This is a genomic window from Archangium violaceum Cb vi76 (genome assembly GCF_000733295.1).
GTDB lineage: Bacteria > Myxococcota > Myxococcia > Myxococcales > Myxococcaceae > Archangium > Archangium violaceum.
Genome location: NZ_JPMI01000079.1, coordinates 1 through 25,769, shown reverse-complemented (window position 1 = coordinate 25,769; position 25,769 = coordinate 1). Strand labels below are relative to the sequence as shown.

Below are 25,769 nucleotides of genomic sequence, written 5' to 3'. Positions count from 1 at the left end.
CCATGAGCACCAAGCGCAAGTTTGTCAAAGCCACGACCCCGCCCAACTCGGAGATCAACGTCACGCCGCTGGTGGACGTGGTGCTGGTGCTCCTCATCATCTTCATGGTCGTCACGCCGCTCCTCGAGAAGGACATCGAGGTGCGCATTCCGGAGACGGAAGACGTCCCCGTGGAGCAGATGCCGCAGGACAACAGCCAGCTGATCGTCAAGCTGGACGCCGACGGTACCTATTCCATCAACACCGAGACGGTGCAGAAGGACGAGTACGTCAACAAGCTCCGGCGCATGCTGACGGCCAAGAAGAAGGAGGACCGCATCGTCTTCTTCGTGGCGGACGACAAGGCGAACTACGGTCTGCTCGTGGCCGCCTTCGACGGCGCCAAGCAGGCCGGTGCCTTCGTGCTGGGCATGGCCACCGAGGACATCCCGGCCGCCGCCGCGGGTGGTGATCCGGTGGATCCGAACGCGGCTCCGGCTCCCGCCCCGGCCCCGTAGTCTCAGTGAGATTCACAACCCGGGAGCTCGTCGGCTAGAGTCCTCGACTCTGATGGCCGACGAGCTCTTGGTTTTCGAGCAGACCGTCGAGGCGGTCTTCGCTCGAGGTCTGCACGGGCGCATCCCGCCCTCCTGCAAAGCCCGCCTGCGCCAGGCGGGGCTGGATCTGGAGCTGAAGCTCCGCACCGCCTACCCGCTCGACGCGTGGATGACGTTCCTGCGCATCACGGCGCAGGAGCTCTACCCCGACGAGCCGCTGGAGCAGGGAGCCTTCAAGCTGGGCGAGGCCTTCATCGACGGCTTCCACGAGACGTTGCCGGGGCGTGCCGTGCTCTCGCTGCTGCGCGTGCTGGGGCCGCGGCGGGCCCTGATGAGGACCACGAAGAACTTCCGGGCGGGCAACAACTACACCGAGTCACGCCTCGAGGAACTGGGCCCGCGCCAGTTCGAGCTGTGGATGAACGAGGTGGGCTCGCTGCCCACGTTCACCGCCGGCATTCTCCACGCGGGCCTGAGGACGGCCGGCGCGGCGGACATCCGCATCGACCTGTCCGGCTACGACCACCACGCCTGCACCTACTGCATCAGCTGGAGCGAGGCCTCCGTCTCCTCGGGCGTGGCTGGCAAGGGCGACTCCAGCGCCGCCACCAGATCCGGATCCATCATCTCCCTGTAGATGAACTCCGCGATCAGCCCCGTCACCATCCAGATGGGCAGGATGTAGAGCGACGTCATCTGCCAGAGGATGGCGCCGCTGTCCGCGTAGTACCAGATGCGGTAGCCCGTCAGCTTCTCCAGGAACACCCCGCTCAGGCCCTCGAAGAGGAGGATGGCGTGGCCGTAGAGCACCGCGCGCAGCAGCGTGTGCTGGCGGAAGGTGCGGCGGTAGATGGCCTCGATGAAGAAGAAGCAGGCCACGCCGTAGATGAGGAACATCCACAGCGAGCACTGGCCGTACGCCGCGACGATGGGCGTGTCCCAGATGTCGTTGAGGGGCAGCCGCTCATCCACCCGCCACTGGAAGCGGAAGAGCATCTCGAGCAGCGGCACGTGCCGGGCGATGCGCACCAGGTTGTAGAAGAAGATCTCCGAGGACAGGCCCACCATCCCGTAGAGACAGAAGCGGAAGACCGCGAACGTCAGCTTCAGCCGGGCATTTCGCTTCAGATCGCCTCGGCGAACGTGGATGGACGACCGGGAATGACTTCCCGGGTGCGGGGCCAGGACGGAGTGTTCCATGGCTTGCCAGATTACCTGACTTTCACGGTAGCTGTCTTCTTCCTCTCCCACGGTACGAGCGGACGAGCGACGAAGAGCCCTCGGACGTGAGACGTGCCATCCGAGCCCGGGGACACCCGCGGCGCGGCTTCTCCTCGGAGAGAGGCCGGTACGCGCATTGCTCCCGCATGGCGGAAACCATTCGGAGGGCGGGACATGCTGGCGCGGGTGCGGTCGGGCGCGTTGATGGGAATCGACGCGGTGGTGGTGGAGTGCGAGGTGGATATGGCGCTGGGGTTGCCCTACTTCAACGTGGTGGGGCTGCCGGAAGGCGCGGTGCGTGAGTCCAAGGTGCGCGTCATCTCGGCGCTGAAGAACTGTGGCTTCGAGCTGCCCTCCAAGCGCATCACCGTGAACCTGGCCCCGGCGGACATCCGCAAGGAGGGGGCGGCCTTCGAGCTCCCCATCGCGCTGGGAGTGCTGGGGGCGGCGAAGCTGATGGAGGAGGAGCCCCTGTCGCGCTACCTCTTCGGCGGGGAGCTGTCGCTGGACGGGGCCGTGAAGCCCATCAAGGGCGTGCTGCCCCTGGCGGTGGCGGCACGGAACGGGGGCTACCGGGGGGTGATGGTGCCAGCGGCCAACGCGGCCGAGGCGGCCCTCGTCGCGGGCATCCACGTGCTGGCCGTCCACCACCTGCGCGAGGCGGTGGACCACCTCACCGGAGAGAAGCCCCTGGCCCCCTTCACCCGCGAGGAAGGCTCCCCTGCCCCGTCTCGAGGGCGCCAGACGCCCCTGGACATGTCCGACGTGCGGGGACAGGCGGACGTCAAGACGGCGCTGGAGCTGGCCGCCGCCGGTGGCCACAACATCCTGATGTGCGGTCCGCCGGGCTCGGGCAAGACGATGCTGGCCCGGAGGCTGCCCGGCATCCTCCCCGCCATGACGTTCGACGAGGCCTTGGAGGTGACGAAGATCTACTCCGTGCTCGGCCTGCTGGGGGAGGAGCAGACGATGATGCGCGAGCGGCCCTTCCGCGCGCCCCACCACACCATCTCCGACGCGGGGCTGGTGGGCGGAGGCCCGGCCACTCGGCCCGGTGAGCTGTCCCTGGCACACCATGGAGTGCTCTTCCTCGATGAGCTGCCCGAGTTCCGCAAGAACGTGCTGGAAGTGCTGCGGCAACCGCTGGAGGAAGGCACCATCCACCTGGCGCGCGCCGTCCAGCACGTGACCTATCCCTGCCGGGTGATGCTGGTGGCCGCGATGAACCCGTGCCCGTGTGGCTTCTTCAACGTCCCCGGCCGCAAGTGCTCGTGCCAGGAGTTCCGAATCCACGACTACCACTCGCGGGTGAGCGGACCGTTGATGGACCGCATCGACATCACCCTGCAGACGCGCCCCGTGGAGTACCACCACATCGCCAGGAACGACGGGGAGGAGCCCACGAGCGCGTACTACCGCGAGCGCGTGGAGGCCGCTCGCGACCGGCAACGGTTCCGCTTCCGCGACGAGCCCGGGGTGTACTGCAACGCGCAGATGCCCTCCCGGCTGCTGCGCCGCTACTGCAAGCTGTCCCAGAAGGCCGGCGGTGATCTGGAGAAGGCCATGACCCAGTACGGCCTCTCCGCGCGCGCCCATGACCGCATCCTCAAGCTGGCGCTGTCCCGGGCGGACCTGGAAGGGCACGAGCGCATCGAGGACGCGGACGTGCACCTGGCCATCGACTGCCGGCAGATCGACCGGCGGACGTGGCTGCACACCAATACCCTGGGAGGCCCGCCCCCCTGGCAGGGCGACATCAACCCGCCGCCGCGTCCCGGACGGAGCCCCCGGTCCCCGGACGACCCGTGAGCGGCCCCTCCCCTGCCCTCTCGGGCCGCACCAACTCCGGCAACGGGCCGGTGATGAGGCGCGCCGAGCGCTTGAAGGCGATGAACGAGTACGCCCAGTTGATGAGCACCGCCAGCTTGCTCCGGAAGCCAATCAGGAAGAGCACGTGGATGCCCAGCCAGGCCAGCCACGCACTGAAGCCCGAGGACTCGAAGCGCTGGAAGGCCACCCCCACCGCCTGGCCTCGTCCGATCACCGCGTAGGTGCCACGGTCCCAGTAACGGAAGGCCTCCATCGGCTGGCCTCGCAACCGACGGAGGATGTTGCGCGCGGCATGCTTGCCCTGCTGCATCGCCGCGGGCGCCACTCCCGGAATGGGCTGGCCGTCCTGGACGAAGTGCGCCAGGTCACCAATGACGAAGATGTCCTCGTGGCCAGGAAGCGTGAGCTCGGGCGCCACCTTCACCCGGCCCGCCCGGTCCAACTCCACGCCCAGCGAGCGCGCCACCGGAGAGGCCGCCACGCCCGCGGCCCAGATGATGCTCCGCGCCCGGATGTGCTCCTCGCCGATGTATACGCCCGTCTCGTCGATGTGGGTCACCCGCGTGTCCGTGCGGACTTCCACCCCCAGCTTCTCCAGCGAACGGCGCGCCTTCTCCGAGAGGTGCTCCGGGTAGACGGGCAGCACGCGTGGCAAGCCCTCCAACAGGAGGATGCGCGCCTGGGAGGGGTCGATGTTGTGGAAGTCCCGCGTCAACGAGTGGCGGGAGATCTCCGCGAGCGCCCCCGCCATCTCCACCCCCGTGGGCCCCGCGCCGATGATGACGAAGGTGAGCAGCTCGCGGCGGCGGAGCGGATCCGTCTCGCGCTCGGCCCGCTCGAAGGCCAGCAATACCCGGCGGCGGATCTCCAGCGCGTCATCGATCGTCTTCAACCCCAGGGCGTGCTTCGCCCACTCGTCGTGGCCGAAGTAGGAGTGCGTCGCCCCCGTGGCGATGACGAGGGAGTCGTACGACAGCTCCCCATCCGCCAGCAGCACGCGCTTGCCCGCCACGTCCACGCCCGTCACCTCGGCGAGCAGCACCGTCGTCTCCCGCCCCAACAATCCACGGATGGGCGAGGCGATCTCTCCCGGGCTCAGGGTGGCCGTGGCCACCTGATACAGCAGCGGCTGGAAGAGGTGGTGGTTCTGCCGGTCCACCACGGTGACGCGCACCGGAGCGTCGCGCAGCGAACGGGCGGCATACAGACCACCAAAACCACCACCCAGGATGACCACATGGGGAAGCGTGTCGCGTGGGCCTGTCATGTTCAGGATGTTCCTCCCGGTCGGCGCAACTTCAAGGCAATCGACGTCACCGCCTCTACCCCGTACCCGCCGTTGATTGGGCGAGCTAGAAGGCCGGGTGATGAAGCTCCTGTCACCCCTCATCGCACTCTTCCAGGCCGTCTTCCTCGTCCTGTGGCTGGTGTTCTGGATTACCGTGTCCGGGCTGGCGGCGATCCTCACCCTCAACGGCGAGGTGCCCCTGATGATGGCGCGGCGTTTCTGGGCCCCCATGCACTGGCACATCACCGGCTCGCCCCTGCTCGTGGAGCCCCTGCCGGACGTCGACTGGAGCAAGCCCCACATCTTCCTGATGAATCACCAGTCCGCCTTCGACATCCCCGTGGCCTTCGCGGTGATTCCCGTGAACATCCGCTTCATCGCCAAGCACGTGCTCAAGTGGATTCCCTTCCTCGGCTGGTTCATGGCGGGCACGGGGATGATCTTCCTCAACCGCTCCAACCGGCGTGAGGCCATGCGCAGCCTCAAGCAGGCGGGCGAGCGCATCCGCGCCGGCTCCAACATCCTCGCCTTCCCCGAGGGCACCCGCTCGATGGACGGGCGCATCCTCCCCTTCAAGAAGGGCTCGTTCGCGCTGGCCGTGGAAGCCGGAGTGCCCATCATCCCGATGGCCATCGAGGGCACGCGCGGAATGCTCCCCCGAGGCAGCATCCGGCTGCGGCGCCACTCCATCCGCGTGAAGGTGGGCCAGCCCATCGCCACCGCGGGACGCAAGGGACCCCAGCGCGAGGCCCTCATGAACGAGGTGCGGGACATCATCATCCAGCTCCACCGGGACATCGGCGGTGAGGGCGGCGTGCCCCAGGACGCGCTCACGGCCGGAAGCGACGATGGCCTCTCCGAGACGCCCGCCTGAGCGCCTTTCCCCAGCGCGCCTCCTCCCCCGTGAACCCCACCGTTCCACCGTGCGGGACCCTTCGCGCCAGATGAGACCCCTCCGCGCCACGCGCTCCGAGTGAGCGAAGCACGGCACGGCTGTTGCTCATGCTCCTCGCGGCACGCCCGGGCCATTCCGGCTCCGAGGCGAAGCCCCACTCAACAAGGGCGGCGAGGAGCGACATGAACAAGCTGACGGAGAAGCTGAAGGCGGTGGCGGCGGCGGTGGCGGCGATCGAGAAGCAGTTCGGCAAGGGCGCGGTGATGCCCCTGGGCGGCGAGGTGCGCGAGCAGCGGGTGGCGGTCATCCCCACGGGCTCGGTGGGACTGGACCGGGCGCTCGGGGTGGGCGGCTACCCGCGTGGGCGCGTGGTGGAACTGTTCGGCAACGAGTCCTCGGGCAAGACGACGCTCACCCTGCACGCGATTGCCCAGGTGCAGGCGCAGGGCGGCGTGGCGGCCTTCATCGACGCGGAGCACGCGCTGGACGTCAACTACGCGCGCAAGCTCGGCGTTCGCGTGGAGGAGCTGCTCATCTCCCAGCCGGACACCGGTGAGCAGGCACTGGAGATCACCGAGCAGCTCGTGCGCTCGGGGGCGGTGGACCTCATCGTGGTGGACTCGGTGGCGGCGCTGGTGCCGCGCGCGGAGATCGAGGGCGAGATGGGCGACGCGCACATGGGCGTGCAGGCGCGGCTGATGAGCCAGGCGCTGCGCAAGCTGACGGGCGCGGTGAGCCGCACCGGGTGCTGCATCATCTTCATCAATCAGATCCGCATGAAGATCGGCGTGGTGTTCGGCAACCCGGAGACGACCACGGGCGGCAACGCGCTGAAGTTCTACTCCTCGGTGCGCATGGAGATCCGCCGCACGAGCAACCTCAAGGACGGCGAGAGCGTGGTGGGCACGCGGGCGAAGGTGAAGGTGGTGAAGAACAAGGTGGCCCCGCCCTTCCAGGAGACCGAGTTCGATCTGCTGTACGGCGTGGGCATCAACCGCCCGGGCGAGGTGCTCGACCTGGGAGTGCAGGCGGGACTGGTGGACAAGGCCGGCAGCCACTTCAGCCTGCGCGGCGAGCGCATCGGCCAAGGCCGGGAGCGGGCCTCGGAGTGGCTGCGCGAGCACCCCGAGGCCATGGAGGCGCTCGCCCGTGACGTGGTGGGGATGACCCTCCCCGTCCCCACGCCGAACCCGGCCGCCGCCGAAATGGAAGCCCCCGCGGCGATGGCCTGAGCCCCTTCAGGGCAGTCCACGAAGGAGCGCTCCATGCGCTGACCGTGACCCTCTCCCCTCGCCCTCCGGGAGAGGGACGGGGTGAGGGTGCCACGCATCCCGGGTTGAACCCCCTGTCCCCAATATGGGTCACGGGTTGAAGAACGGGCTCGGGAACCCTCACCCTGACCCTCTCCCGAGGGGAGAGGGGATATCTTCGCTCACTTTGCTGATGGAGTTCAGGCGCCCAGGGACTCGAGCGACACGGGCACCGCGAGGCGGCGCTGGCCGGCACGCAGATACAGGCGGCCGTCCTCGCCCTGCTCCATCAGCTCGCCGAGCTGGTACTGGGCATCCCGGGAGAAGCGCGCCTTCGCCCGGCCGCGTTTGACCCGGCAGGTGAGGACGCCCTCGGAGTCCACGCCGAGGGTGTCTGGCTCGAGCGCCTCGGCAGTGCGATCGCTCAGGCGCACGGACACGCGCTCGTCCGGGGTGACATCCACGGTGCGCACCTCGTAGGCGGCGTCCTCCACCTGGATGAAGCACCAGTCCTGGCCAATCTGGAGCTGGTAGCGGCCCTGCTCGTCGAGCACCAGCGAGCTGTTGAAGAGCTCGATGATGCGCGGGTGCTCGATGGGCTCGTCGTCGTGCCACCAGCGCAGCCGCGCATCGAGCCGGATGCCGCTGTCCTCGCGGGTGTGCCAGCGCTTGCCCGGGGGCGGCGGTCCCGAGGGAGGTGTGGGTCCTGAGGGCGGTTGAGTCACGTCTCGTTATCTGCTCGCCCGAGGGCGGCCGGTCAAGCCCACGTGCCCGGCCCTACCAGTTCCGGACAAGCTCGGTGTAGCCACGGAAGGCCACCGCGCCCCAGAAATTCACCAGCACGCCGAGCACCACCACGGCCTGCACCGCGCGATTTCGCAGGGACCAGCCACCGATGGCGAAGAGCAACAGCAGGTAGGGCGTGTAATCGATGCTGAACCGGAAGCCGAACTGCATGTACCCGGTGTTCTGGTAGAAGAGCCCGGGCAGCGCCGTCACGGCCACGGTGAGCCACAGCGGCCAGTGCAGGCGCGGCCTCAGCTTCGGCACCACCAGGAAGACGAGCAGCGGCAACGTCAGCAGCAGCGACAGGCCATGCGGGTCGTAGCCCAGCCGCAGCGGATTGAAAGAGACCTTCGGCAACTTGAAGAAGGCCGCCTCCAGGTTGCGCGACAGGTAGACCGGATCGAACAGGCCCCAGCGGTCGATGTCCACGTTGACGCGGTTGTTGTAGAGGAACGCGTGGCCGAACTCGCCCGGGCTGCCGAAGCGGTAGACGTTGTAGGCCGCCGCCAGCAGCGCGAGCGGCGCGGCCCCGAGCGCGAACAGGCCCAGCTTGCGCACCACCGGCTTCCAGTGCTCGCCCAGTGCCTTGAGCTGCCCGAGCCGGTCCGGTCCCGGGCACAGCGCCTCCAGCACGAAGAAGAGCCCGGAGAACAGCAGCGGCGTGCGGGTGAGCGTGGCCATGGAGAAGAACAGTCCCGCGAGCACCGGGCGGTGGGCCCGCACCGCGTTGCGCACGTAGAGGCACGTGAAGACCACGCCCATCACTTCCGCGCTGAACCACACCTCGCCCCGGATGGCCGCGTAGAAGAAGAGCGTGCCGAAGGCCAATGTCAGCGCCAGGCCGATGTTCTCCGTACGGTCCCTCGACGTCTCTCCCTCCTTCGCGAGGAAGCGCAGCAGCGAGTAGAAGAGCGCCACCGCCAGCGCCCCGACGATGACCCCGAACGAGGTGTCGTTGAACTGGTAGCCGTGCAGCGCCACGAAGGGCAGCATCACCACCGCGGGGAACGACGGGAAGCTCACGAACCAGCGGTCCCCCGGCCTCACCCGGCCCTCGCACCGGACCTTCTCCCCCGCCACCTCCCGCACGCACGCCCAGTCCTCCAGGTTGGGCAGCACCTCGGGGTCCAGGTCCAGCCTCCCCTCCAGCCACGCCTTCGACTGGTACACGAAGTGCGGCGCCTCGCTCTGCCGCAGGAAACGCTGCGAGCTGAAGCTGGCCAACACCACGAAGCTCACCAGGAAGAGCACCACCTCCACCCGGTACGCCGAGAGCCAGATCCTCAACGCGGCTCCCGCGACTCCACCTGACGCTCCCGTGGACACGGAGGGCTCCACGGGCCGCTCGGGGGTGGTGGACTCCGGTGGGGCCGGCCGGGGCTCGCTGGCCGATGCGGCGGACGGCGCGGACTCGGGCGCCGGCGCGGAGGACTGCTTGGGACGCTTGGACTTGGAGCGGCTCATGGGGCGGAAGAAGGGGTCAACAGGCGCTCACGCAGCAGCTCGAGCGCGTACGAGGCGGCGAACAGGCGCACGAGGTCCCGATCACCAGCAATGGAGAAACGCTCACAGCGGGTGGGAGCCCCCTCCGTGGCGAGCGCACAGTAGACGGTGCCCACCGGATCCTCGGGGGTGCCCCCCGTCGGGCCCGCGAAGCCCGTCACCGACAGGCCATGGGTCGTCCCGCACGCGGCCCGGATGCCCTCGGCCATGGCCACCGCCACCGGCCTCGACACCGCGCCGTACGTGGCCAGCAGCTCGGGCGGTACCCCGGCCCAGGCCGTCTTCATCGGCTCGGTGTAGACGACCGCTCCACCCAGCAGGAAGTTGCTCGCACCGGACACCCCGGTGAGCTGCGCCGCGATGAGGCCTCCCGTGCAGCTCTCCGCGAGCGACAGCGTGGCCTTCGCCTCCGTCAGCAGCTTCGCCAGCACGACGGGATAGGTGTCCCCGTCCGCGCCGTACACCGCCAGGCCCAGCTCCTGGCGAGCGGCCTTCTCGGCGGCGGCCAGGGCGGCATCGGCCTCGGCCCGCGAGGGGGCCTCCGCCATCAGCTTGAGCTGGTTCTCCGGCGCGTGCGTGCGGAAGCCGAACACCACCCGCGGGTGCGCCGCCGCCAGCGGGGTCACACGCGCGTCCAGCACGGACTCGGGGAGGCCCACCGTGCGCAGCAGGCGGAAGGCCCGGTACGTGCGCCCCGGCCGCTTCTCCAGCTCCTCGCGCACGCGCGGCAACACCTCGCCGTCCACCAGCGCCCGGTACTCGCGCGGCACGCCCGGCAGGAAGAAGAGCCGGCAGCCGCCCATCCTCACGATGAACAGGGGCGCGGCTCCCACCGGGTTGAGCACCACCTCCGAACCCTGGGGCACCAGCGCCATGCGCGCCACGTTGGGCAGCAGCTCCCGGCCCTGCTTCCTGGCCCGCTCGCGCAGGAACTGGAGCGTCCGCGCGTCCTCGACGAGCGGCACACCCGCGGCCGCGGCGGCGCACTCGGCGGTGAAGTCATCCGCGGTGGGACCCAGCCCTCCCGAGACGATGACCACGTCCGCCCGGTGGGCGGCCTCCTTCAAGGCCCCGGTGATGTCCTCACGAACGTCCCCCACCAGCACCACCCGCGTGACCTTGAGGCCCAGCTCGAAGAGCCGCGCCTCCAGGTACGGGCTGTTGGTATCGGTGGTCAGTCCGGTGACGAGCTCGTCACCGGTGCACAGCAGCTCGACGCGCATGGGCGGCGCATCCTAGCCGCACCCGCCGTCTCCGGCACGCGCAGATACGGGCGCGCCTACGCCACCTTCCCGTCGTCCTCGTCCTCGTCGTCCAGCTCGTCGTCGTCCTCCTCGAGGACGGCCGCGGCAACGGCGCCCCGCCCCATCTTCCGGGCCACGAGCCGGTTGCGCACCAGGAAGGCGGACTCCACGAGACCGAAGGCGAGGTAGGCGAACGAGTAGGCCACCAGCACGTAGGCCGGGTGGAAGTGGGTGCCGATGACCACGCCACTGGCGAGCACCAGCATCAGGACGAAGGCCGAACGGCGCGACAGCCGCAGATCCTTGAAGGTCCGGTAGCGAACGGTGGACACCATCAGCAGCGCCAGCAGCGTCGCCGCCACCGCCACGGGGCCCCGGGCCGAGTCCTCGAGCACCTCACCCGCCGTGGCGGCATGGTGGGCGATGATCATCGACACGAGCACGCCGGCGGCCAGCGGGATGGGCAGGCCCACGAAGAAGCTCCCGCCACCGCCCTGGGGGCTGCGCATGGCCAGCACGTTGAAGCGCGCGAGCCGCAGCGCCCCACAGGCCGCGAAGGCGAAGGAGAGGAACATTCCCAGGAAACCCAGGGGCTCGAGTGCCCACTTGTAGACCAACAGGGCAGGCGCGGCGCCAAACGAGATGACGTCCGCCAGGCTGTCGAGCTGCATCCCGAAGTCGCTCTGCGTCTTCGTCAGGCGGGCGACACGGCCGTCGAACCCGTCGAAGAACATGGCGAAGAGGATGGACAGGGCCGCCTGATTGAACTGCGCCGGGCCCGGCTGCCCCGCGCAGAGGATCATGGCGTAGAAGCCACAGAGGATGGAGGAGACCGTGAACAGGTTGGGCAGGACGAACATCAACTTGTGGGGTCTCATCGTTCTCCTGACTCCATGTGTTGGCCACTGGCCGTTCCGGTGAAAGCCGGGGGAGAACGAATCATATCAGGGTTTTATTTGCCCGGTCTTCGCGGAGGGCCGATGGACGCGGTGCGTTGGACATCCTGGGTATTGCTCGCCGTAGTCACCCTGTTGGGTATCAACGGTCTGTGGGTGCTCGCCGTTCGCCGGTGGTACCGCCTGCGCACGTCCGAGCCCGAGCGGTTGAAGGTCCGCTGCCAGGATGGGTGGGAGTTGACTGTCCACGTGCGCCGCGCCGCCCACCGGCGCTTCGAGGAGCCGGTGTTGCTGTGCCACGGGCTCGCCGCCAACCGGTGCACCTTCGACTTCGAGCCGCCCTATTCCCTCGCCCACGCCCTGTCCGAGGCCGGCTTCGACTGCTTCAGCGTGGAGTGGCGCGGCATCGGCCACTCGCGCCCCTCGCCCCCGGGCCGCCGCTGGCCCGACGTCACGGTGGATGACTTCGTCGCCCAGGACGGGCCCGCCCTCATCGAGCTGGCCCTCGCCCAGACGGGGGCCCGGCGCGCCCTCTGGGTGGGCCACTCGCTGGGAGCACTCGTGGGCTACGCGGTGGCGCAGGGGCCCGCGGAAGAGAAGCTCGCGGGACTGCTCGCCCTGGGCGCTCCGGTCTTCTTCCCGCCGGATCCGCTCATCCGCCGGCTCAGCCACGTGGGCAGCCGGGCCTCGTGGCCGCGCGGCTTCCGCAACGAGTGGCTGAGCCGCTCGATGGCGCCCTTCCTCGGCTACGTCACCCTGCCCCTGTCCGACGTCATCATCAACCCGAGGCACATCCCCCCGCCCACCCAGCGCAAGGTCTACGCGAACATGATGGCGTCGATGAGCCGCAACGTGCTGCGGCAGTTCCGGGATTGGATCGACCACGACGCCTTCCGCTCCTTCGACGGGAGCGTGGACTGGCGCGCGGGGCTCGCCAGGCTCTCGCTGCCGGTGATGGTGATGGGCGGGAGCATGGACCGGCTCGCCTCGCCGAAGAACCTGCGCGCGCAGTTCGAGCTGGTGGGCTCATCGGACAAGAAGCTCCACGTCTTCGGCTGCGAGCGCGGCGACAAGATGAACTACGGGCATGGAGATCTGCTCTTCGGCACGGGCGCTCCCATCGAGGTCCACCCGGAGATCCGCGACTGGCTGGTGGCCCACGCCACGCCCCTGGCTCAGGGAGAGACGCTCGCCACACAGGCCAGCCGGGGCCCCGTCTCCCTGCCCTGACCCGTCACGCGGCCCAGCGTCACCCCGGTGGAGCCCTCACAATCGGCCATCACGAGCCCCGCGGCGTTGTCCCTCGCCGTGAGCGCGTCCACCCGCAGCACTCCGTCCACCATGGCGACCAGCGCGGGCCCACGGGAGCCTCGCACCTCCAGGCCCACGGCCGTCACCTGGCCCAGGGTCTCCGCCCATACCCCGGCCTCCTGGCATGACTCCAGCGAGGCCTCGCGCAGCACCACCTGGGCGCCCTGCGCCGCCAATACGCCCACGCCCGAGGCCTGACGCACCACGAGGCCCTCCACCTCCACCTGGGTGTCTCGCAGGTGCAGCCCGTCCCCCGACTCCCCATCTCGCGTCGTCAGCCGGGTGAGGACCGCCCGCTCCAGCCGGAGCCGCCCGCGCGTGGCCATGACGCCGTACTCCTCCGCCCCATCCACCCGGAGGCCGCGCAGCACCGTCTCCGAGGCCACCAGCGACACCCCTCCAAAGGGACCACTGCCCAGCACCACCGTGTCCTCCAGTTCCACCTGGGAGCCCACGAGCGCCACACCCGCCCGGAGCGCCCGCACCGAGGTGAAGCCCCGCCCCTCCAGCGTGGCCTTCATGGACTGGAGCCCATACTCGTGTCCGGTGACGGTGACGTCCTCGAGCCGCAGCGTGCCCCGCTGGACGAAGAGGCCCACCTCGCGTCCCCCCTCCACCGACACGTGCCGCAGCCGCACCCGCCCCGCCTCCTGGTAGAGCGCCGTCTGGGGCCCCCGGAAACGCACCGACTCCAGCTCCGCCTCCGCGTTCCTCGCCTCCATACCCCGCCGGAAGGAGCCCGTGAACGTGGCCTCGCGCACCTCCGCGCGCGCGCCCGCCCCCAGCAGCACCCCCACCGCCCCCGTCCCCTCCGCCTCGAGGCCGCCTCCCTCCACCGTGAGCTGCCCCGACTCCATCCGCACCCCTCCCTGGCCCTGCCCCCGGAAGCGCACCGCCTCCAGCCTCACCGCACCCGCCGCCTCCAGGCCCCAGGTTCCGCCCTCGATCACCAGGTCCTTCGAGCGGACCCCTTCCAGTGCCCGGATCACCGGCTCCGTCCCCGCCCCGTGCAGCACCGAGCCCTCCCCTGCCCCCATGAGCTCCACCCCGGCGGGCAGGACGAAGGGCCCCGCGTAGCGACCCGGCGCCAGATGCACCCGGACGGGAGTACCCCCGCCCAGGCCCCGTGCCAGCACCTCGTGAAGGGAGGTGAAGGGCCGCGCCCGCGACCCGTCCCCGGCCTCGCGCCAGACCCCGTCGACCCACACCTCGGTGGGTCCGGCGGGCGAGACGGGGGCGATCATCCCGGCGGTTGCACGGCAGGCCGGAAACGTCAGGCAGCAGATCATCAGCAGGCAGCGGAGCATTCGATCGCACACACTATTACCTGCCGGCCTTCCATGCCCGTCTGGATCAGAAGGCGTCGCGCAAATGATCGAAATGACAAAGAAAAACCCTCTCAATCGATCACATCCACACCTCGTGGGTCATGAGACCCACGGCGCTCGTCTCCAGAGGGGCGCGGGACGGCTTCTCCTCTCTAGAGGAGCCCGGCGAGCCGTCAAATTCCTCGCGGATCACGCGGAGGCCGATCTACCGGCCTCGCAATGGTTGTCAGCATTGACAGACAAAAGAGCGATTTGTTACCAACCTCGGACTTTCGAATTTCAACGCTGACGGAGACGGAGAGAGCGCGGATGACCAAGGCAGAGCTCGTGGAGGCGGTGGCGGCGCAGTCGCGGCTGACGAAGAAGTCGGCGGCCGAGATTCTCGACATCGTCTTCGCCAACATCGGCAAGGCGGTGAAGAAGGACCAGCGCTTCAGCTACCCCGGCTTCGGCACCTGGTCGGTCCGCTCCCGCAAGGCGCGGAAGATCCGCAACCCGCAGACCAACGAGATGATGAAGCTCAAGGCCTCGAAGACGATCGGCTTCCGGCCCGCCAAGGAGCTGAAGAACTCGCTGTAGTCCACCGGAGCCCGCGAGCGCGCTCCGACCTCACTGGGGGCGTCGTCCGAGAGGACGGCGCCCTTCACGTTGGGAGACCTCGACCGGCGCCGTCTCGCGCCGCGCGAAGGAAGGCTCCTCGCCGGACTCCGTGGGGCCCAGCTCGTCGAGCGGATCCACTGCCTCTCCCCCCCGCCACAGCTCGAAGTGCAGGTGCACGCCGGTGGCCAGGCCCGTCTTGCCGGCCGCGCCCACCACGTCCCCCTCCTCGAGCACCTCGCCGGGCGTCACCAGCACGCGCGACAGGTGGCTGTACCGGGTGGTGACGTTCCCATCGTGCTGGAGGATGACCTGGTTGCCGTGCGAGCCGTTCCACCCCGCTCGCACCACCACGCCCTTCGCCGCGGCCGAGACGAGCTGGCCCCGCTTCGCCGCGAGATCCAGGCCCAGGTGATCCCTCTCCCGGCCAGTGATGGGGTGCACCCGGCTGCCGAAGACACTGGTGATGACGACCGGGTCCACCGGCCAGATGAACCGGAGGGGCTTCTTCGAGGGCTTGAGCTGCAACAGGCGCAGCTCGGCCATGCGCACCGCGAGTTGATCCATCCGGGCGAGCACGGCGTCGGCCAGGTCCGCGGGCATGTCCCCGTAGGTGCGCGCGTCCTCCTCCAGCTCGGCCTCCAGCGTCACCCGGGCGCGCACCACGTCCAGCGAGGACGTCTTGCGCGCGGACTGGCTCAGGAAGGCGTCCAGGGTGAGGTTCATCTCCCGCCAGTTGAGCACCTGGGCGTCCGGCATGGGGCTGCCCCGCTGCATCCGCGACCGCGTGGCGCGAGCCTGCGTGGCGAAGGTGGCCAGGGCGTCCCGCAGCTCCTGGGACACCGGGGCATCCACCAACGAGCCCTTCCGCCTCGCCTGGGGCATGCGCTTGGACGTGCCCCCCGGGGACACGGCCCCCGCTCCCGCGTCCACCTGGGAGGGCGCGGTCTCCTGGGAGTAAAGCTCGTCGAAGCTCATCTTCTGCCGGGCGCGAGGAACGGCACACGCCGACAGGATGAGCAGCATGAGGGCGGCAGGACGACGCAAGGCGACGCTGAGTGTATCAACCTTCTGGCGATCAGCCAGCCAGCGTCCGAACCCCCCAGCCGGGCGTCTCACGGGAGACACTCCAGGGATGTCCCCGGCCCGGAGAGGTCAGATGAACCGTCCTGAGAGGTAGTGGAAACTGCTTTACGTCCGAGGTCGGTTTTGCCATAGAGCACCCCGTGTCGCGCGAGTCGATGGAGTCGAAGCGGAAGCGGGCGGTGGACGTGCTGGACCGGCTGGAGGAGTCCATGCCGGACGTGCGCATCGAGCTGGACTATCGCACCCCCATGGAGCTGCTGGTGGCGGTCATCCTCTCCGCCCAGTGCACGGACAAGCGGGTGAACATGGTCACCCCCGCGCTCTTCCAGCGCTTCCCGGATCCGTACTCGTACGCCCGGGCCACGGTGGAGGAGCTGGAGCCCTACATCCAGACGTGCGGCCTGTACCGCGCCAAGGCGAAGAACATCATCGCGGCGGCCCAGGCGCTGGTGGACGAGCATGGCGGCGAGGTGCCCCGCTCGCGAGCCCTGCTGGAGGAGCTACCCGGCGTGGGCCGCAAGACGGCGGGCGTGGTGTGCATCCACCTCGGCGGCGACGATGCCTTCCCGGTGGACACGCACGTGAAGCGGCTGGCCTACAGGCTGGGCTTCTCCCGCCACGAGGACCCGGACAAGGTGGAGCTGGACATGCAGGCTCTGCTACCACCGGAGCGGTGGGCCAAGGGCCACCAGCTCCTGGTCTGGCACGGGCGGAGGACCTGCCTGGCCCGGGCGCCCGCGTGCGAGCGCTGCGCGGTGGCTCACCTCTGCCCGAAGAAGGGCGTGCGCCTCAGACCGACGGCCGGTCCTCGCGAGACGCCTTGACGCGCTTCATCCGCTTGCGGATGAGCTCGCGCTTGAGCGTGGAGACGTGGTCCACGAAGACGGTGCCATTGAGGTGGTCCGTCTCGTGCTGCACCGCGATGGCCAGCAGCCCGTCGCACGTCAGCGTCTGCTCACGGCCCTCGGGGTCCAGGTACTTCACCGTCACCACCGCGGCGCGGTCCACGTCCTCGGCCTCGCCGGGGATGGACAGGCAGCCCTCGGTGTAGGTCATCTTCCCCTCCAGCGCGATGATCTCCGGGTTGATCATCGCCAGCGGCTGGGACTCGGGCTGGCGCGGCCGGCTGTCCAGGACGATGACCCGCTGCAGGATGCCCACCTGCGGCGCGGCGAGCCCCACGCCATCGGCGGCGTACATGGTCTCGAACATGTCCTTGACCAGGGTGCGGATGGAGTCGTCCACCCGGGCCACCGGCCTGGCTTTCTGCTTCAGGATGGGATCGGGCCAGATGAGGATTTCGCGAACCATGGCGCCCGTCTTAACTCCCTGACAACGGACGGGCAACCGGCCAGCGCGGCTCGTCCGCTGCCCGACAGCTCGCTCTTTCCAGCACCAGGACTTCAAACTTCCAGTAAAATAACTGCTACTGAGAGTGTGTGCCGAGAAAGCCTCGGGGCCGCTTTCCACCGGGCGAGCGTCGAGGCACACTGATTCCAGTCTGAATTCCCCGCGAGAACAGCACAGGAGGGATTCGCCGTGCTCCGGAAGATCGCACTGCTGTCGACCCTGGTGCTGTGCGCATGCGAGCCCTACACGTCGCCGGCGCCGAACATCATCTCCATCGAGCCCGAGGAGGTGGTGAGCGGTGAGGCCACGACGGTCGCGGTCAAGCTGGATGGGCCGCTGCCGGTGAAGGTGGACTACGGCAAGCAGACGGCCACCCTGGTGACGCCCACCCTGCTGATTGGCGGGCAGGCGGCGCCCATCACCCACGTGGAGCAGGATGGGACGCTGCTGGCCACCCTGCCCGGGAGCCTGTCCGCCGGGCCGCAGGATGTCCGGCTGGAGCTGGCGAACGGAAGCGGCTCCGTCAGCGAAGAAGGTCTCACGGTGCTCCCACTGCCTCCAGAGATGGAGCCCCCCCGGGACGGTGGCCCAGGGGACCCCGGCACCGAGCCGGGCACGGGAAACGGCGGTGGAGACCAGGAGCTGCGCGTCACCGGTGTTCTCATCGAGCCCATCCCGGATCAGGTCCGCGACGTCCCGTTCATCATCACCCTGCGGGTCGAGGGCCCGGACGCGGCCCTCTTCGAGGGGCAGGTGCAGCTGTCCACCAACAAGGGGCGCGTCCAACCGAACCTGAGCAGCTCCTTCAGCAAGGGCGTGCGGCAGGAGCAGGTCGTCCTCGACAAGCAGGGCGGCAACATCGTGCTCACCGTGCGCGTAGGCTCCACCCTCGTCGCCAGGTCCAATCCCTTCAAGGTCTCGCCCAAGTAGGACGGGCCTGGCGGCACGCGGCCGCCCCGCTCAGTCCAGCAGGCTTCGCGCGTACTCCTCGCGCAGCCGGTCATCCGCGAGCGCCCGCGCCGCCTCGGCCAGGGCGGTGGAGATCTGCTGGGCGCGGTGCTGGAGCGCGGGATCCGGGTGCCCCGCGAAGCGCAGCGGGTGGAACTCGGTGGTGAGCAGCTCGTAGGCGCGCTTCACCTCCTCGCTGCCCGCCGAGCGCGAGAGCCCGAGCACGGTGAAGTAGTCCGCCTCCTGGATCTCCTCGAACTTGGACTCGAGCCGGCGCACGTCCAGCTCGCCCGGTGCGTCCTGCTCCGAGCCCGAGGGCTTGGAGGCGGGGCGCAGGGTGATGAGACCCAGGGCCCGTGCCACGGCGAGCGCCTTGAGCGCGGTGTCCTGCGGCATGCCCGCGCCCAGCAGCAACTGCTCGAGGGTCTGCTCGCCGTCGATGTCCTCGAGGAGCCGCAGCTCGCGCGAGGAGAGCCCGAAGGCCTCCGGCGTGGGCTCGGGCTCGCCGCGGACGACCACGGCGCGCAGTCCCCCGGCGGCCTCCACGAGGGAATCGCTGGAGACCCCGTTGCGCAGGGACTCGGCCAGCAGGTGCAGCAACGGCCGGGTGGAGGCGGCGAGCGCCACCTCGTGCGGCGGCAGCTCCTCGGTGAGCCGGTACAGCGAGGAGGGCTCGGAGAGCGCGTCCAGGGCCACCTGCTCGGTGTAGCGCTGCACCAACGGGACGAACTCGTTCTCGCGCAGGTAGCCCCGGCTCCGCATGGCGTCGAGCAGCGTCCCCGTGGAGGCGCTGCGCACCAGGCGCAGCTCGTTCTCCTGGCGCGCGTCGATGAGCCCATCCGCCCGCGCCCGGTCGACGAGCGACTCGTCCGGCGCCGAGGAGATGGCGCCCACCAGCGCCCCATCCTTCAACCAGAGGATGCGCAGGGCTCCCGCCACCTTGAGCTCGAGGCGGACCTGGGCGCGCGCCTCCTGGAGACGGGTGACGAGCCTCGCGAGCCCCTCCGCGTTGACACTGCCCGAGCGGGGAATGTCCACCTCGAACCTGCCGGGCACCTGGATGGAGACGATCGCCGCACGGGCCCGGGCCGCCAGCTCCTCGGCCTCGGCACGGGCCTTGGCGAGCGCCGCGTCCGCCTCCGCGCGCACCCGGGCAACGGTCTGCTCGGCCTCGCGCAACGCCTTCTCCTCGGCCTCGCGACGGGCCTGCTCGGCGCGCGCCAGACGCTCGACCGTCTCCGCCTGCGCCTGGGCCCGCGTCGCCTCGAGCCGCTCCACCTCGTGGGCGAGGAACTCGCGCTCCTCCCGCTCCTGGGCCAGCGTCTGCGTGAGCCGCTCCGCCTCCGCCCGCGCCTCGCGGACTCGCGCCGCATGCTGGGCCACCGTCTCCTCGAGGCCCGCCAGCCGCGACTCCAGCTCCGAGCGCACCCGCGCCCATTCCTCGCGCGCCTGGGACTCCGCCTCGGCACGGGATTCCGATTCGGTGCGCGCCCGCTCCGCTTCCCCGGCACGCTCCTCCGCCTCGGCGCGGGCCTGCTTCTCCTCCGCGGCCTTCGCCTGCGCGGCGGCACGCGCCTTCTCCGCGCGCTCGGCTCGGGCCTCGGCCTCGGCGCGCAGCCGCTCCGCCGCCTCGGCACGCTCCTCCGCCTCGGCCCTCGCCCGCTCCTGCTCCCCGGCGTACCCGTCCGACGTGCTCCGCGCCTTCTCCGCGCGCTCGGCTCGGGCCTCCAGCTCGACGCGCAGCCGCTCCGCCGTCTCGGCCCGCGTCTCCGCGTCGGCCAGCGCCCGCTCCTGCTCCTCGGCCCGGGCGAGCGCCTCGGAACGCTCCTGCTCCGCCTTGACGGCACGCGCCTCCGCCCGCGCACGGGCCTTCTCCATCGCCTCGGCGCTCAGCTCCGCCTTGGCCCGGGCCCGCCCCTCCGCCTCGGCTCTCGCCTCCGCCTCGGACCGCGCCTTCTCCGCCGCCTCGGCGCGCGACTCCGCCTCGGTGCGGGCTTTCATCTCCGACTGCACACGCGAATCCGCGCTGGTGCGCGCACGGGCCTCCACCTCGGCCCGAGCCTTCTTCTCGGCGGTGACCCGCGCCTCCGCCTCGGCCAGGGCCTTCTCCGCGTCGGCGAGCCGCTCCTCGGCCGCCACCCTCGCCTGGGACTCGGCCGCCAGACGGGACTCGGCCCGCGTGCGGGACTGGAGCTCCGCCTCGGCCCTCGCCTCCGCGTCCGCCCGGGCCTTCGCCTCCTTCTCACCGCGCGCCGTCACCTCCTTGCGCGCCTTCGCCTCCCCGTGCGCCCGGCCTTCCCACTGCTCGCGGGACTTCGTCTCCGCCTGGGCCCGCTCCTCCACCTCCGCCCGCGCCGCCTTCTCCGCCTCGAGCCGCGCCTCCACCCGCGCCCGGGCCTCCGCCTCGGACGTGGCGCGCTGCTCCGCCCCAGCCCGCAGCCGCTCCTGCTCCTCGGCCTTCTCCCGCCACTCGGCGACCTGCTGCTCGAGGGCCTGGATTCGCTGGCCCAGTTGGGAGCGCTCCTCCTCGCGCCGCGGTTGCAGCTCGGCCTCGCGCTCGCGCGCCGCGGCCGCCTCGGCCTCCATCTCCTGGCGGCGCCGCGCCTCGGCCGTGCGCGCCTGCTCGAGCTCCGCTTCCCGCGCTCGCGCCGCCTCCAGCTGCCGCTCCGCCTCCAGCCGCAGCGAGGACTCCTGCCCCCGCTCCTCCGTCAGCGCCTCGAGCCGCGTCCGCCAGGCCTCGGCCTCGGCACGCAACGACTCCTCCCGCGCCGACGCTTCCTGCTTCAGCCGCTCCACCTCGGCACGCAGCGAGGTCTCGAGGGATTCCAGCCGCGCGTCCGGCACCTCCGGCCGCGTCTCCAGCGAGGCGCGCAGCCGTGCCACCTCCGCCTCGAGCTCCTCGCTCCTGCTCTCCGCCTCGCGCCGTCGCGCCAACGCGCCATCCCGCTCGGACAGCACCTGGGAGAGCCGGCGCTCCGCCCGCATCAGGCGCACTTCCAGCACCGCCACCGCGTCATCCGCCGACAGCGACGTCACATCCGGCGCGTCCGCCGCCCCGGGCACCGGCCGCAGCGGGAACTTCGACGTGGTCTCCAGCGACTTCTTCGGCGCGGGCTGGCCTCCCTCCCCGTCCTCCTGCTCCTCTCCCGGTGCCGCCTCCGAGACCGGCTCGGCCTTCACGGCTCCGGCGTCCACCGGCTCCGCCTTCGCGGGCCCGGCCTTCACCGGCTCGACACGCGGCGCCCCGGCGGATTCGGAGCCGAACCAGTCCGCGCCCACGCTCTCCTGGTGCGGTTCCTCCCACCCCTCGGGTGCATCACCCTCCGACGGCAGGGGCGCATCCTCTGGCACGGGCTCCAGCTCCGAGCCATCCAGGGGCCGCACGGACATGGGCGTCTTCGGAACATCGAAGAACCCCTCCTCCCCGAGCTTCGGCCCCACCTTCTTCTGCGTCTCGGCGGAAGGACTCTCCTCCTGCGCGCCCGACGCCGCCCGCTCACGCGCCAGCGCCGCTTCAATCTCCTGCTGGGCGAGCCGCTCGGCCTCCGCGCGGGCCTCCGCCTCCACGTCCACGACCTTCACCGGCGGCAGCGAAGGCAGCGAGGCCAGGGGCACCACCGGCTCCGGCGCCTTCACCGGCACGGGCCCCAGCTCGACCGGAGTCGGAGCCGTGATGATGGGAATCGCCGAGCCCATCGCCGGAGTCCGCGCGAAGAGCCCCGCCGAAGACGACTCAGGCAGCGAGGAGTCCTCCTGCTTCATCCGGCGCCGGGCGGCGGCCTCGCGGCGCACGTCTTCCTCCATGCGCCGCAGCTCGTCCTCGTTGGGGCCCGGGGGCGCCTGCAGCGGCACCTGGACAGACCCGGTCACCGCCTGCTCCGTCGCACCGAAGAGGGACTCCGCCTCGGTGCCAGGGTCCGGCTCGGTCACCACCGGGGCCCTCGGAGCCGGAGCCTCCGCGGGCGTGAGCGCCGGAACGGGCGCCACCACCGCCTGCTCCGTCTGCGAGAAGAGATCCTCGGCATCGAGCGAGGACTGGGACCGCCGCGGTGCGTCCGCCCTCGGCAGGTCATCGAAGAGCGCGTGCTCCAGCGCGGCGTTGCGGCCGGGCCCGGCGGACCTGTGGACGAGTCCCGGCGGCCCGGACGGCGCGGGCGCGGGTGCCACCGGCTCCACCACGTCGTCCTTCACCGCGAACCAGGCCTCCGGGCCCGCGGGCGACACGATGACCGTGGCCACCTGCTCCACGAAACCGGAGCCATCCAGGGGCAGCGGCGCCACCGGCGCGGCACTGCCGGGGACGGACTCGCCGAGCAGCAGCACGCGGGCGAGCCGCATGTCCGGATGCTGGCCGAGCTCATCCAGGACGAGGGAGCCGCGCCCGCCCTCCATGCCGGGCGCCAGGATCATGAGCGCGGGCAGGTGGTGGCCAAAGGCGATGAGGGCATCCGCCACGGAGGTGGCGAGGATGACCTCATAGCCCTCGCGTGCGAGCAGACGGCGCACGGTGGCGATGGTGGCGATGTCGTCGTGGACGAGGAGGACCGATTCGGCCATTGGAATCGCGGGCGAGTCTACAGCATGGCCGCGGGATCCACGTCGATCGTGACACGCACGGAAGAAGGAATGTCGACCAGCTTCGCCTCCAGGCGGGCGAGCAGCGGGGCGAGGGCCGCGTGGGAGGGGGCCTTGAGGAGCAACTGCCACCGGGTGCGGCCGCGAATCCGGGAGATGGGGGCCAGGGCGGGCCCCAGCAGGCGCACCCCCCACGAGGCCGGAGGCATCCGCCGGGAGAGGAAGTCGCCGAGCTGCCGGGCCACGCTGGCCGTCTGCTCGGCGCTCTCGCCCTCGAGCCGCACCGCCGCCATGCGGGTGTAGGGCGGCCAGGCGAGCACCTTGCGCCGCTCCAGCTCCCGCTGGGCGAAGCCGTCGAAGTCATGGACGAGCATGCGCTTCACCGGGTCCGCCTCGGGGTTGTAGGTCTGCACGAGCACCCGCCCCGGGTCCTTCCCACGCCCGGCCCGGCCCGCCACCTGGGTGAGGAGGTGGAAGGTGCGCTCGGCGGCGCGGAAGTCGGGGATGGCCAGCGAGGTGTCCGCCATCACCACGCACACCAGCGTCACCCCGGGGAAGTCGTGCCCCTTGGCCACCATCTGCGTGCCCACCAGCACGTCGATCTCCCGGCGCGCGAAGGAGGCGAGCATCTCCGTGAGGCGCTCGGCACTGGTGGCCGAGTCCCGGTCCAGCCGGGCCACGCGCGCCTGGGGAATCCGCTCGGCGACCTCCGCCTCCACGCGCTCGGTGCCGACGCCCATCTTGAGCAGCGGCCCGGTGCACTCGCGGCAATGGTCCGGAACCGGGTGGGCCACGCCGCAGTAGTGACACACCACCCGGTTCTGCGAGCGGTGATAGGTGAGGCACACGTCGCACTCGGAGCACTTCACCGAGGTGCCGCACACCTCGCAGATGAGGAAGGTGCTGTGGCCGCGGCGGTTGAGGAAGAGGATGACCTGCTGGCCCTTGGCGATCGTCTCCGCCATGGCGTCGAGCAGCGGCGCCGAGAGGATGGGCGCCTCCTCCTGGACGAGTGGCTCGCGGGGACGCTCCTGGCGCAGGTCCACCAGAGCGATGGAGGGCATGGGCCGGTCATCCACGCGGTTCTTGAGCTCCAGCTTGCGGTAGCGGCCGCGGCGGGTGTTCTCCAGCGTCTCCAGCGAGGGCGTGGCCGAGCCGAGCACCACCACCGCCCCGGCCTGCTTGGCGCGCACCACGGCGAGGTCGCGCGCCTGGTAGCGCAGCTTGTCCTCCTGCTTGAAGGAGGGGTCATGCTCCTCGTCCACCACCACGAGGCCGAGGTTCTCCACGGGAGCGAACACCGCCGAGCGCACCCCGACGGCGATGCGCACCGTGCCCTTGCGAAGGGCCTGCCAGTGGAAGAGGCGCTCGCGGTCCTTGAGGCCCGAGTGCAACACGGCCACGTCCGCGCCGAAGCGGCTGCGGAAGCGGCCCACGAGCTGCGGCGTGAGGGCGATCTCCGGCACCAGCACGAGGCTGCCCTTGCCGTGCTCGAGCGCGCGCTCCACGGCGCGCAGGTACACCTCGGTCTTGCCACTGCCGGTGACTCCGTGGAGGAGGAAGGGCTGGAAGCCGCCCGTGTCGACGGCCGTGTGGAGCTCCTTCACCGCCGCGTCCTGCTCGGGGGTGAGCTGCGCGGGACGGCCCTGGCCGAGCCCCTCCTTCACCCCGGGGGCGATGACCTCCTCGTCGATGCGGACGAGGCCGCGCTCCACCAGCTTGCGGAGCGTCTCACGGGCACCGGGGATGGCGTGGGCCACTTCCTCCAGGGGAGCGCGGCCACCCACCGCGAGGAGATAGGCCAGCGCGGCGGATTGGGCGGGAGCACGGCGGAGGGCGGCGGGCGCCTCGGTAACGAGCGCCACGGCGAACTCCTGCACGTCAGGCTTCGCCTCCTTCTCCATCTCGGCCTTGGTGAGCCCGGGGGGAAGCGCGCTCTTGATGACCTCGCCGAGCGGGTAGCGGTAGTGCTCGGCGGCGAAGCGCAGGAGCGAGATGAGGTCCGGCGGGAGGGAGGGCGAGTCCTCCAACACCTTCATGATGGGCTTGAGCTTGACGCTCTCGGCCTCGGGAGGAGGCGTGGCGGGCCCGAGGAAGAAGCCGAGCGACATGCTGCGGCCGAAAGGCACGAGGATGCGCTGGCCCGGAGACAGCCGCCCCGTGAGCCCCTCGGGGACGACATAGGTGAACTCGCCCCGGACGGGACGGCCGACTGCGACGGAGGCGAGGTTCGAGGAGTTCACGGCGACCTGTGAACCACTGTAGCGGCGTGCCCTGACACCGGTAGTTTCTGGCCGGAGTGACCACAGTGGGCGCACGGGTGCGCTGTCCGGGCCGCACTGTGGGTGCTGGAGACTTCGGCCGCGAAATCACCCGCTCCTCAGGTGACGACGAGTGCCGTGCTCCGCCGCCCCCTGATTGCAAGACGATAAGGAGCACATCCATGATTCACCGCCTCCTGCTCACCACTTGGATACTGCTGTCCTCGCCCTCCAAACTACCCTCTCGAGCCTCTTGGAGGGAGACCTTCGGGTCATCACCCCAAAAGCAACCACGGACACCATCAATGAGGGCGTGGCCGTGAAGAACCTGTATCTGCGGCCCTCCCTGGCACTGCCGGCGACCCGGACTCGAAGAGCAGTGTCACATGCACTCACACCAGAGGGGGACAATACCCATGGGTGTTGATGACGTACGGATCGGTGGCGCACACATTCCTCCAATCGCCTCGGTGCTGAACTCGACAGCCCTCCAAGGAAGGCGGCATTCCGGCCTTCCCTCACCGCAGCAATACCGATGAAACCAATCGACAGAGCCAAATCATAAGCGGCGTGCCTTCGTTCGCAGCCCTCAGCCCTCTTATGATCAAGGCCTATTGAGCCGTATTGCAGTTTAAGTTTGCCACGCAGCCTGCGCTGCCGTTGACGTGCGTGAAACACCGTGCCATATACCATTTTCGGGAGTAGCCTGGCCGAGCACGTACGACCGACTGATACATAAGCAAGGAGACAACCCATAGTTCCGTCGCGCCTAGAGCGAAGTGGCGTTTCCGGAGGAAATTATTTCTGCACTTCGGGGGTTGTAGTGACCAGCAAGAATCATCACTCTCTTTCCGCAAGGGAGCA

20 protein-coding genes are annotated in these 25,769 nt (G+C 70.2%); 9 read left to right on the top strand and 11 right to left on the bottom strand.

Annotated features, from left to right (window positions below; genetic code table 11):
• Positions 1–2: 2 nt before the first annotated feature.
• Both Q664_RS12625 and Q664_RS12620 read left to right on the top strand, forming a co-directional pair.
• Positions 3–497, top strand: coding sequence for an ExbD/TolR family protein (locus tag Q664_RS12625; protein WP_043394065.1), 495 nt, complete (start codon positions 3–5; stop codon positions 495–497).
• A gap of 52 nt (positions 498–549) precedes the next feature.
• Positions 550–1,173 carry a DUF2378 family protein gene (locus Q664_RS12620; RefSeq protein WP_043394063.1) on the top strand — a complete coding sequence of 208 codons (624 nt, stop codon included), beginning with the start codon at positions 550–552 and terminating at the stop codon, positions 1,171–1,173.
• Here Q664_RS12620 and Q664_RS12615 read toward each other — a convergent pair.
• Positions 1,074–1,736, bottom strand: a complete 663-nt coding sequence (locus tag Q664_RS12615) for a hypothetical protein (protein WP_052518022.1) — start codon at positions 1,734–1,736, stop codon at positions 1,074–1,076. The genes Q664_RS12620 and Q664_RS12615 overlap by 100 nt on opposite strands.
• 195 nt (positions 1,737–1,931) lie before the next feature.
• Between Q664_RS12615 and Q664_RS12610 the strand changes: the two genes are divergently transcribed.
• Entirely contained in the window at positions 1,932–3,566 is a 1,635-nt protein-coding gene (locus Q664_RS12610) for a YifB family Mg chelatase-like AAA ATPase (RefSeq protein ID WP_043394062.1), read from the top strand.
• On the opposite strand, the gene Q664_RS12605 is transcribed toward Q664_RS12610, so the two are convergent.
• Positions 3,514–4,854, bottom strand: a complete 1,341-nt coding sequence (locus Q664_RS12605; protein WP_052518021.1) for an NAD(P)/FAD-dependent oxidoreductase — start codon at positions 4,852–4,854, stop codon at positions 3,514–3,516. The two genes, Q664_RS12610 and Q664_RS12605, sit on opposite strands and share 53 nt — an antisense overlap.
• A gap of 100 nt (positions 4,855–4,954) precedes the next feature.
• On the opposite strand from Q664_RS12605, the gene Q664_RS12600 reads away from it, so the two are divergent.
• Together Q664_RS12600 and recA are read left to right on the top strand one after the other, a co-directional pair.
• Positions 4,955–5,749 (top strand): lysophospholipid acyltransferase family protein, encoded by a 795-nt coding sequence (locus tag Q664_RS12600; protein WP_052518020.1) that lies wholly within the window; start codon positions 4,955–4,957, stop codon positions 5,747–5,749.
• 203 nt (positions 5,750–5,952) lie between these two features.
• Positions 5,953–7,002: a recombinase RecA gene (gene recA / locus Q664_RS12595; protein ID WP_043394060.1), complete on the top strand. Its 1,050-nt coding sequence runs from the start codon at positions 5,953–5,955 to the stop codon at positions 7,000–7,002.
• 218 nt (positions 7,003–7,220) lie between these two features.
• Here the strand turns inward: recA and Q664_RS12590 are convergent, their stop codons facing one another.
• From Q664_RS12590 to pssA, 4 genes are read right to left on the bottom strand one after another with little or no spacing between them, the layout of a single operon-like run.
• Entirely contained in the window at positions 7,221–7,745 is a 525-nt protein-coding gene (locus Q664_RS12590) for a DUF1285 domain-containing protein (protein WP_043394058.1), read from the bottom strand.
• A gap of 52 nt (positions 7,746–7,797) precedes the next feature.
• Complete coding sequence (locus tag Q664_RS12585) at positions 7,798–9,270, bottom strand: hypothetical protein (RefSeq protein ID WP_043394056.1); 1,473 nt, start codon at positions 9,268–9,270, stop codon at positions 7,798–7,800.
• Positions 9,267–10,532, bottom strand: a complete 1,266-nt coding sequence (locus tag Q664_RS12580) for a CinA family nicotinamide mononucleotide deamidase-related protein (RefSeq protein WP_043394054.1) — start codon at positions 10,530–10,532, stop codon at positions 9,267–9,269. The genes Q664_RS12585 and Q664_RS12580 overlap by 4 nt, the downstream gene beginning before the upstream one ends.
• A 56-nt stretch (positions 10,533–10,588) precedes the next feature.
• Positions 10,589–11,431, bottom strand: a complete 843-nt coding sequence (pssA, locus tag Q664_RS12575; RefSeq protein WP_043394052.1) for a CDP-diacylglycerol--serine O-phosphatidyltransferase — start codon at positions 11,429–11,431, stop codon at positions 10,589–10,591.
• A gap of 102 nt (positions 11,432–11,533) precedes the next feature.
• Here pssA and Q664_RS12570 point away from each other — a divergent pair, with 102 nt between their 5' ends.
• Entirely contained in the window at positions 11,534–12,679 is a 1,146-nt protein-coding gene (locus tag Q664_RS12570; RefSeq protein ID WP_052518019.1) for an alpha/beta fold hydrolase, read from the top strand.
• On the opposite strand, the gene Q664_RS57645 is transcribed toward Q664_RS12570, so the two are convergent.
• Positions 12,625–14,067: a right-handed parallel beta-helix repeat-containing protein gene (locus tag Q664_RS57645; protein WP_052518018.1), complete on the bottom strand. Its 1,443-nt coding sequence runs from the start codon at positions 14,065–14,067 to the stop codon at positions 12,625–12,627. The genes Q664_RS12570 and Q664_RS57645 overlap by 55 nt on opposite strands.
• A gap of 330 nt (positions 14,068–14,397) precedes the next feature.
• Between Q664_RS57645 and Q664_RS12560 the strand changes: the two genes are divergently transcribed.
• Positions 14,398–14,667 carry an HU family DNA-binding protein gene (locus tag Q664_RS12560; RefSeq protein ID WP_043394050.1) on the top strand — a complete coding sequence of 90 codons (270 nt, stop codon included), beginning with the start codon at positions 14,398–14,400 and terminating at the stop codon, positions 14,665–14,667.
• A gap of 30 nt (positions 14,668–14,697) precedes the next feature.
• Here Q664_RS12560 and Q664_RS12555 read toward each other — a convergent pair whose 3' ends face one another.
• Positions 14,698–15,732, bottom strand: a complete 1,035-nt coding sequence (locus tag Q664_RS12555) for a M23 family metallopeptidase (RefSeq protein ID WP_084609810.1) — start codon at positions 15,730–15,732, stop codon at positions 14,698–14,700.
• A gap of 194 nt (positions 15,733–15,926) precedes the next feature.
• Between Q664_RS12555 and nth the strand changes: the two genes are divergently transcribed.
• A complete protein-coding gene (nth, locus tag Q664_RS12550) occupies positions 15,927–16,595 on the top strand; it encodes an endonuclease III (RefSeq protein ID WP_052518044.1) in 669 nt (222 codons plus the stop codon).
• Here nth and def read toward each other — a convergent pair.
• Complete coding sequence (gene def / locus Q664_RS12545) at positions 16,561–17,082, bottom strand: peptide deformylase (protein ID WP_043394045.1); 522 nt, start codon at positions 17,080–17,082, stop codon at positions 16,561–16,563. The genes nth and def overlap by 35 nt on opposite strands.
• 228 nt (positions 17,083–17,310) lie before the next feature.
• Between def and Q664_RS12540 the strand changes: the two genes are divergently transcribed.
• Positions 17,311–18,051, top strand: coding sequence for a hypothetical protein (locus Q664_RS12540; RefSeq protein ID WP_043394043.1), 741 nt, complete (start codon positions 17,311–17,313; stop codon positions 18,049–18,051).
• Between the two features lie 30 nt (positions 18,052–18,081).
• Here Q664_RS12540 and Q664_RS12535 read toward each other — a convergent pair whose 3' ends face one another.
• The gene (locus Q664_RS12535) at positions 18,082–22,626 is read right to left on the bottom strand and encodes a response regulator (protein ID WP_043394041.1); all 4,545 of its coding nucleotides are present in this window, start codon (positions 22,624–22,626) and stop codon (positions 18,082–18,084) included.
• Between the two features lie 17 nt (positions 22,627–22,643).
• The gene (gene priA, locus Q664_RS12530) at positions 22,644–24,887 is read right to left on the bottom strand and encodes a replication restart helicase PriA (protein WP_043394039.1); all 2,244 of its coding nucleotides are present in this window, start codon (positions 24,885–24,887) and stop codon (positions 22,644–22,646) included.
• Between the last annotated feature and the right edge of the window lie 882 nt (positions 24,888–25,769).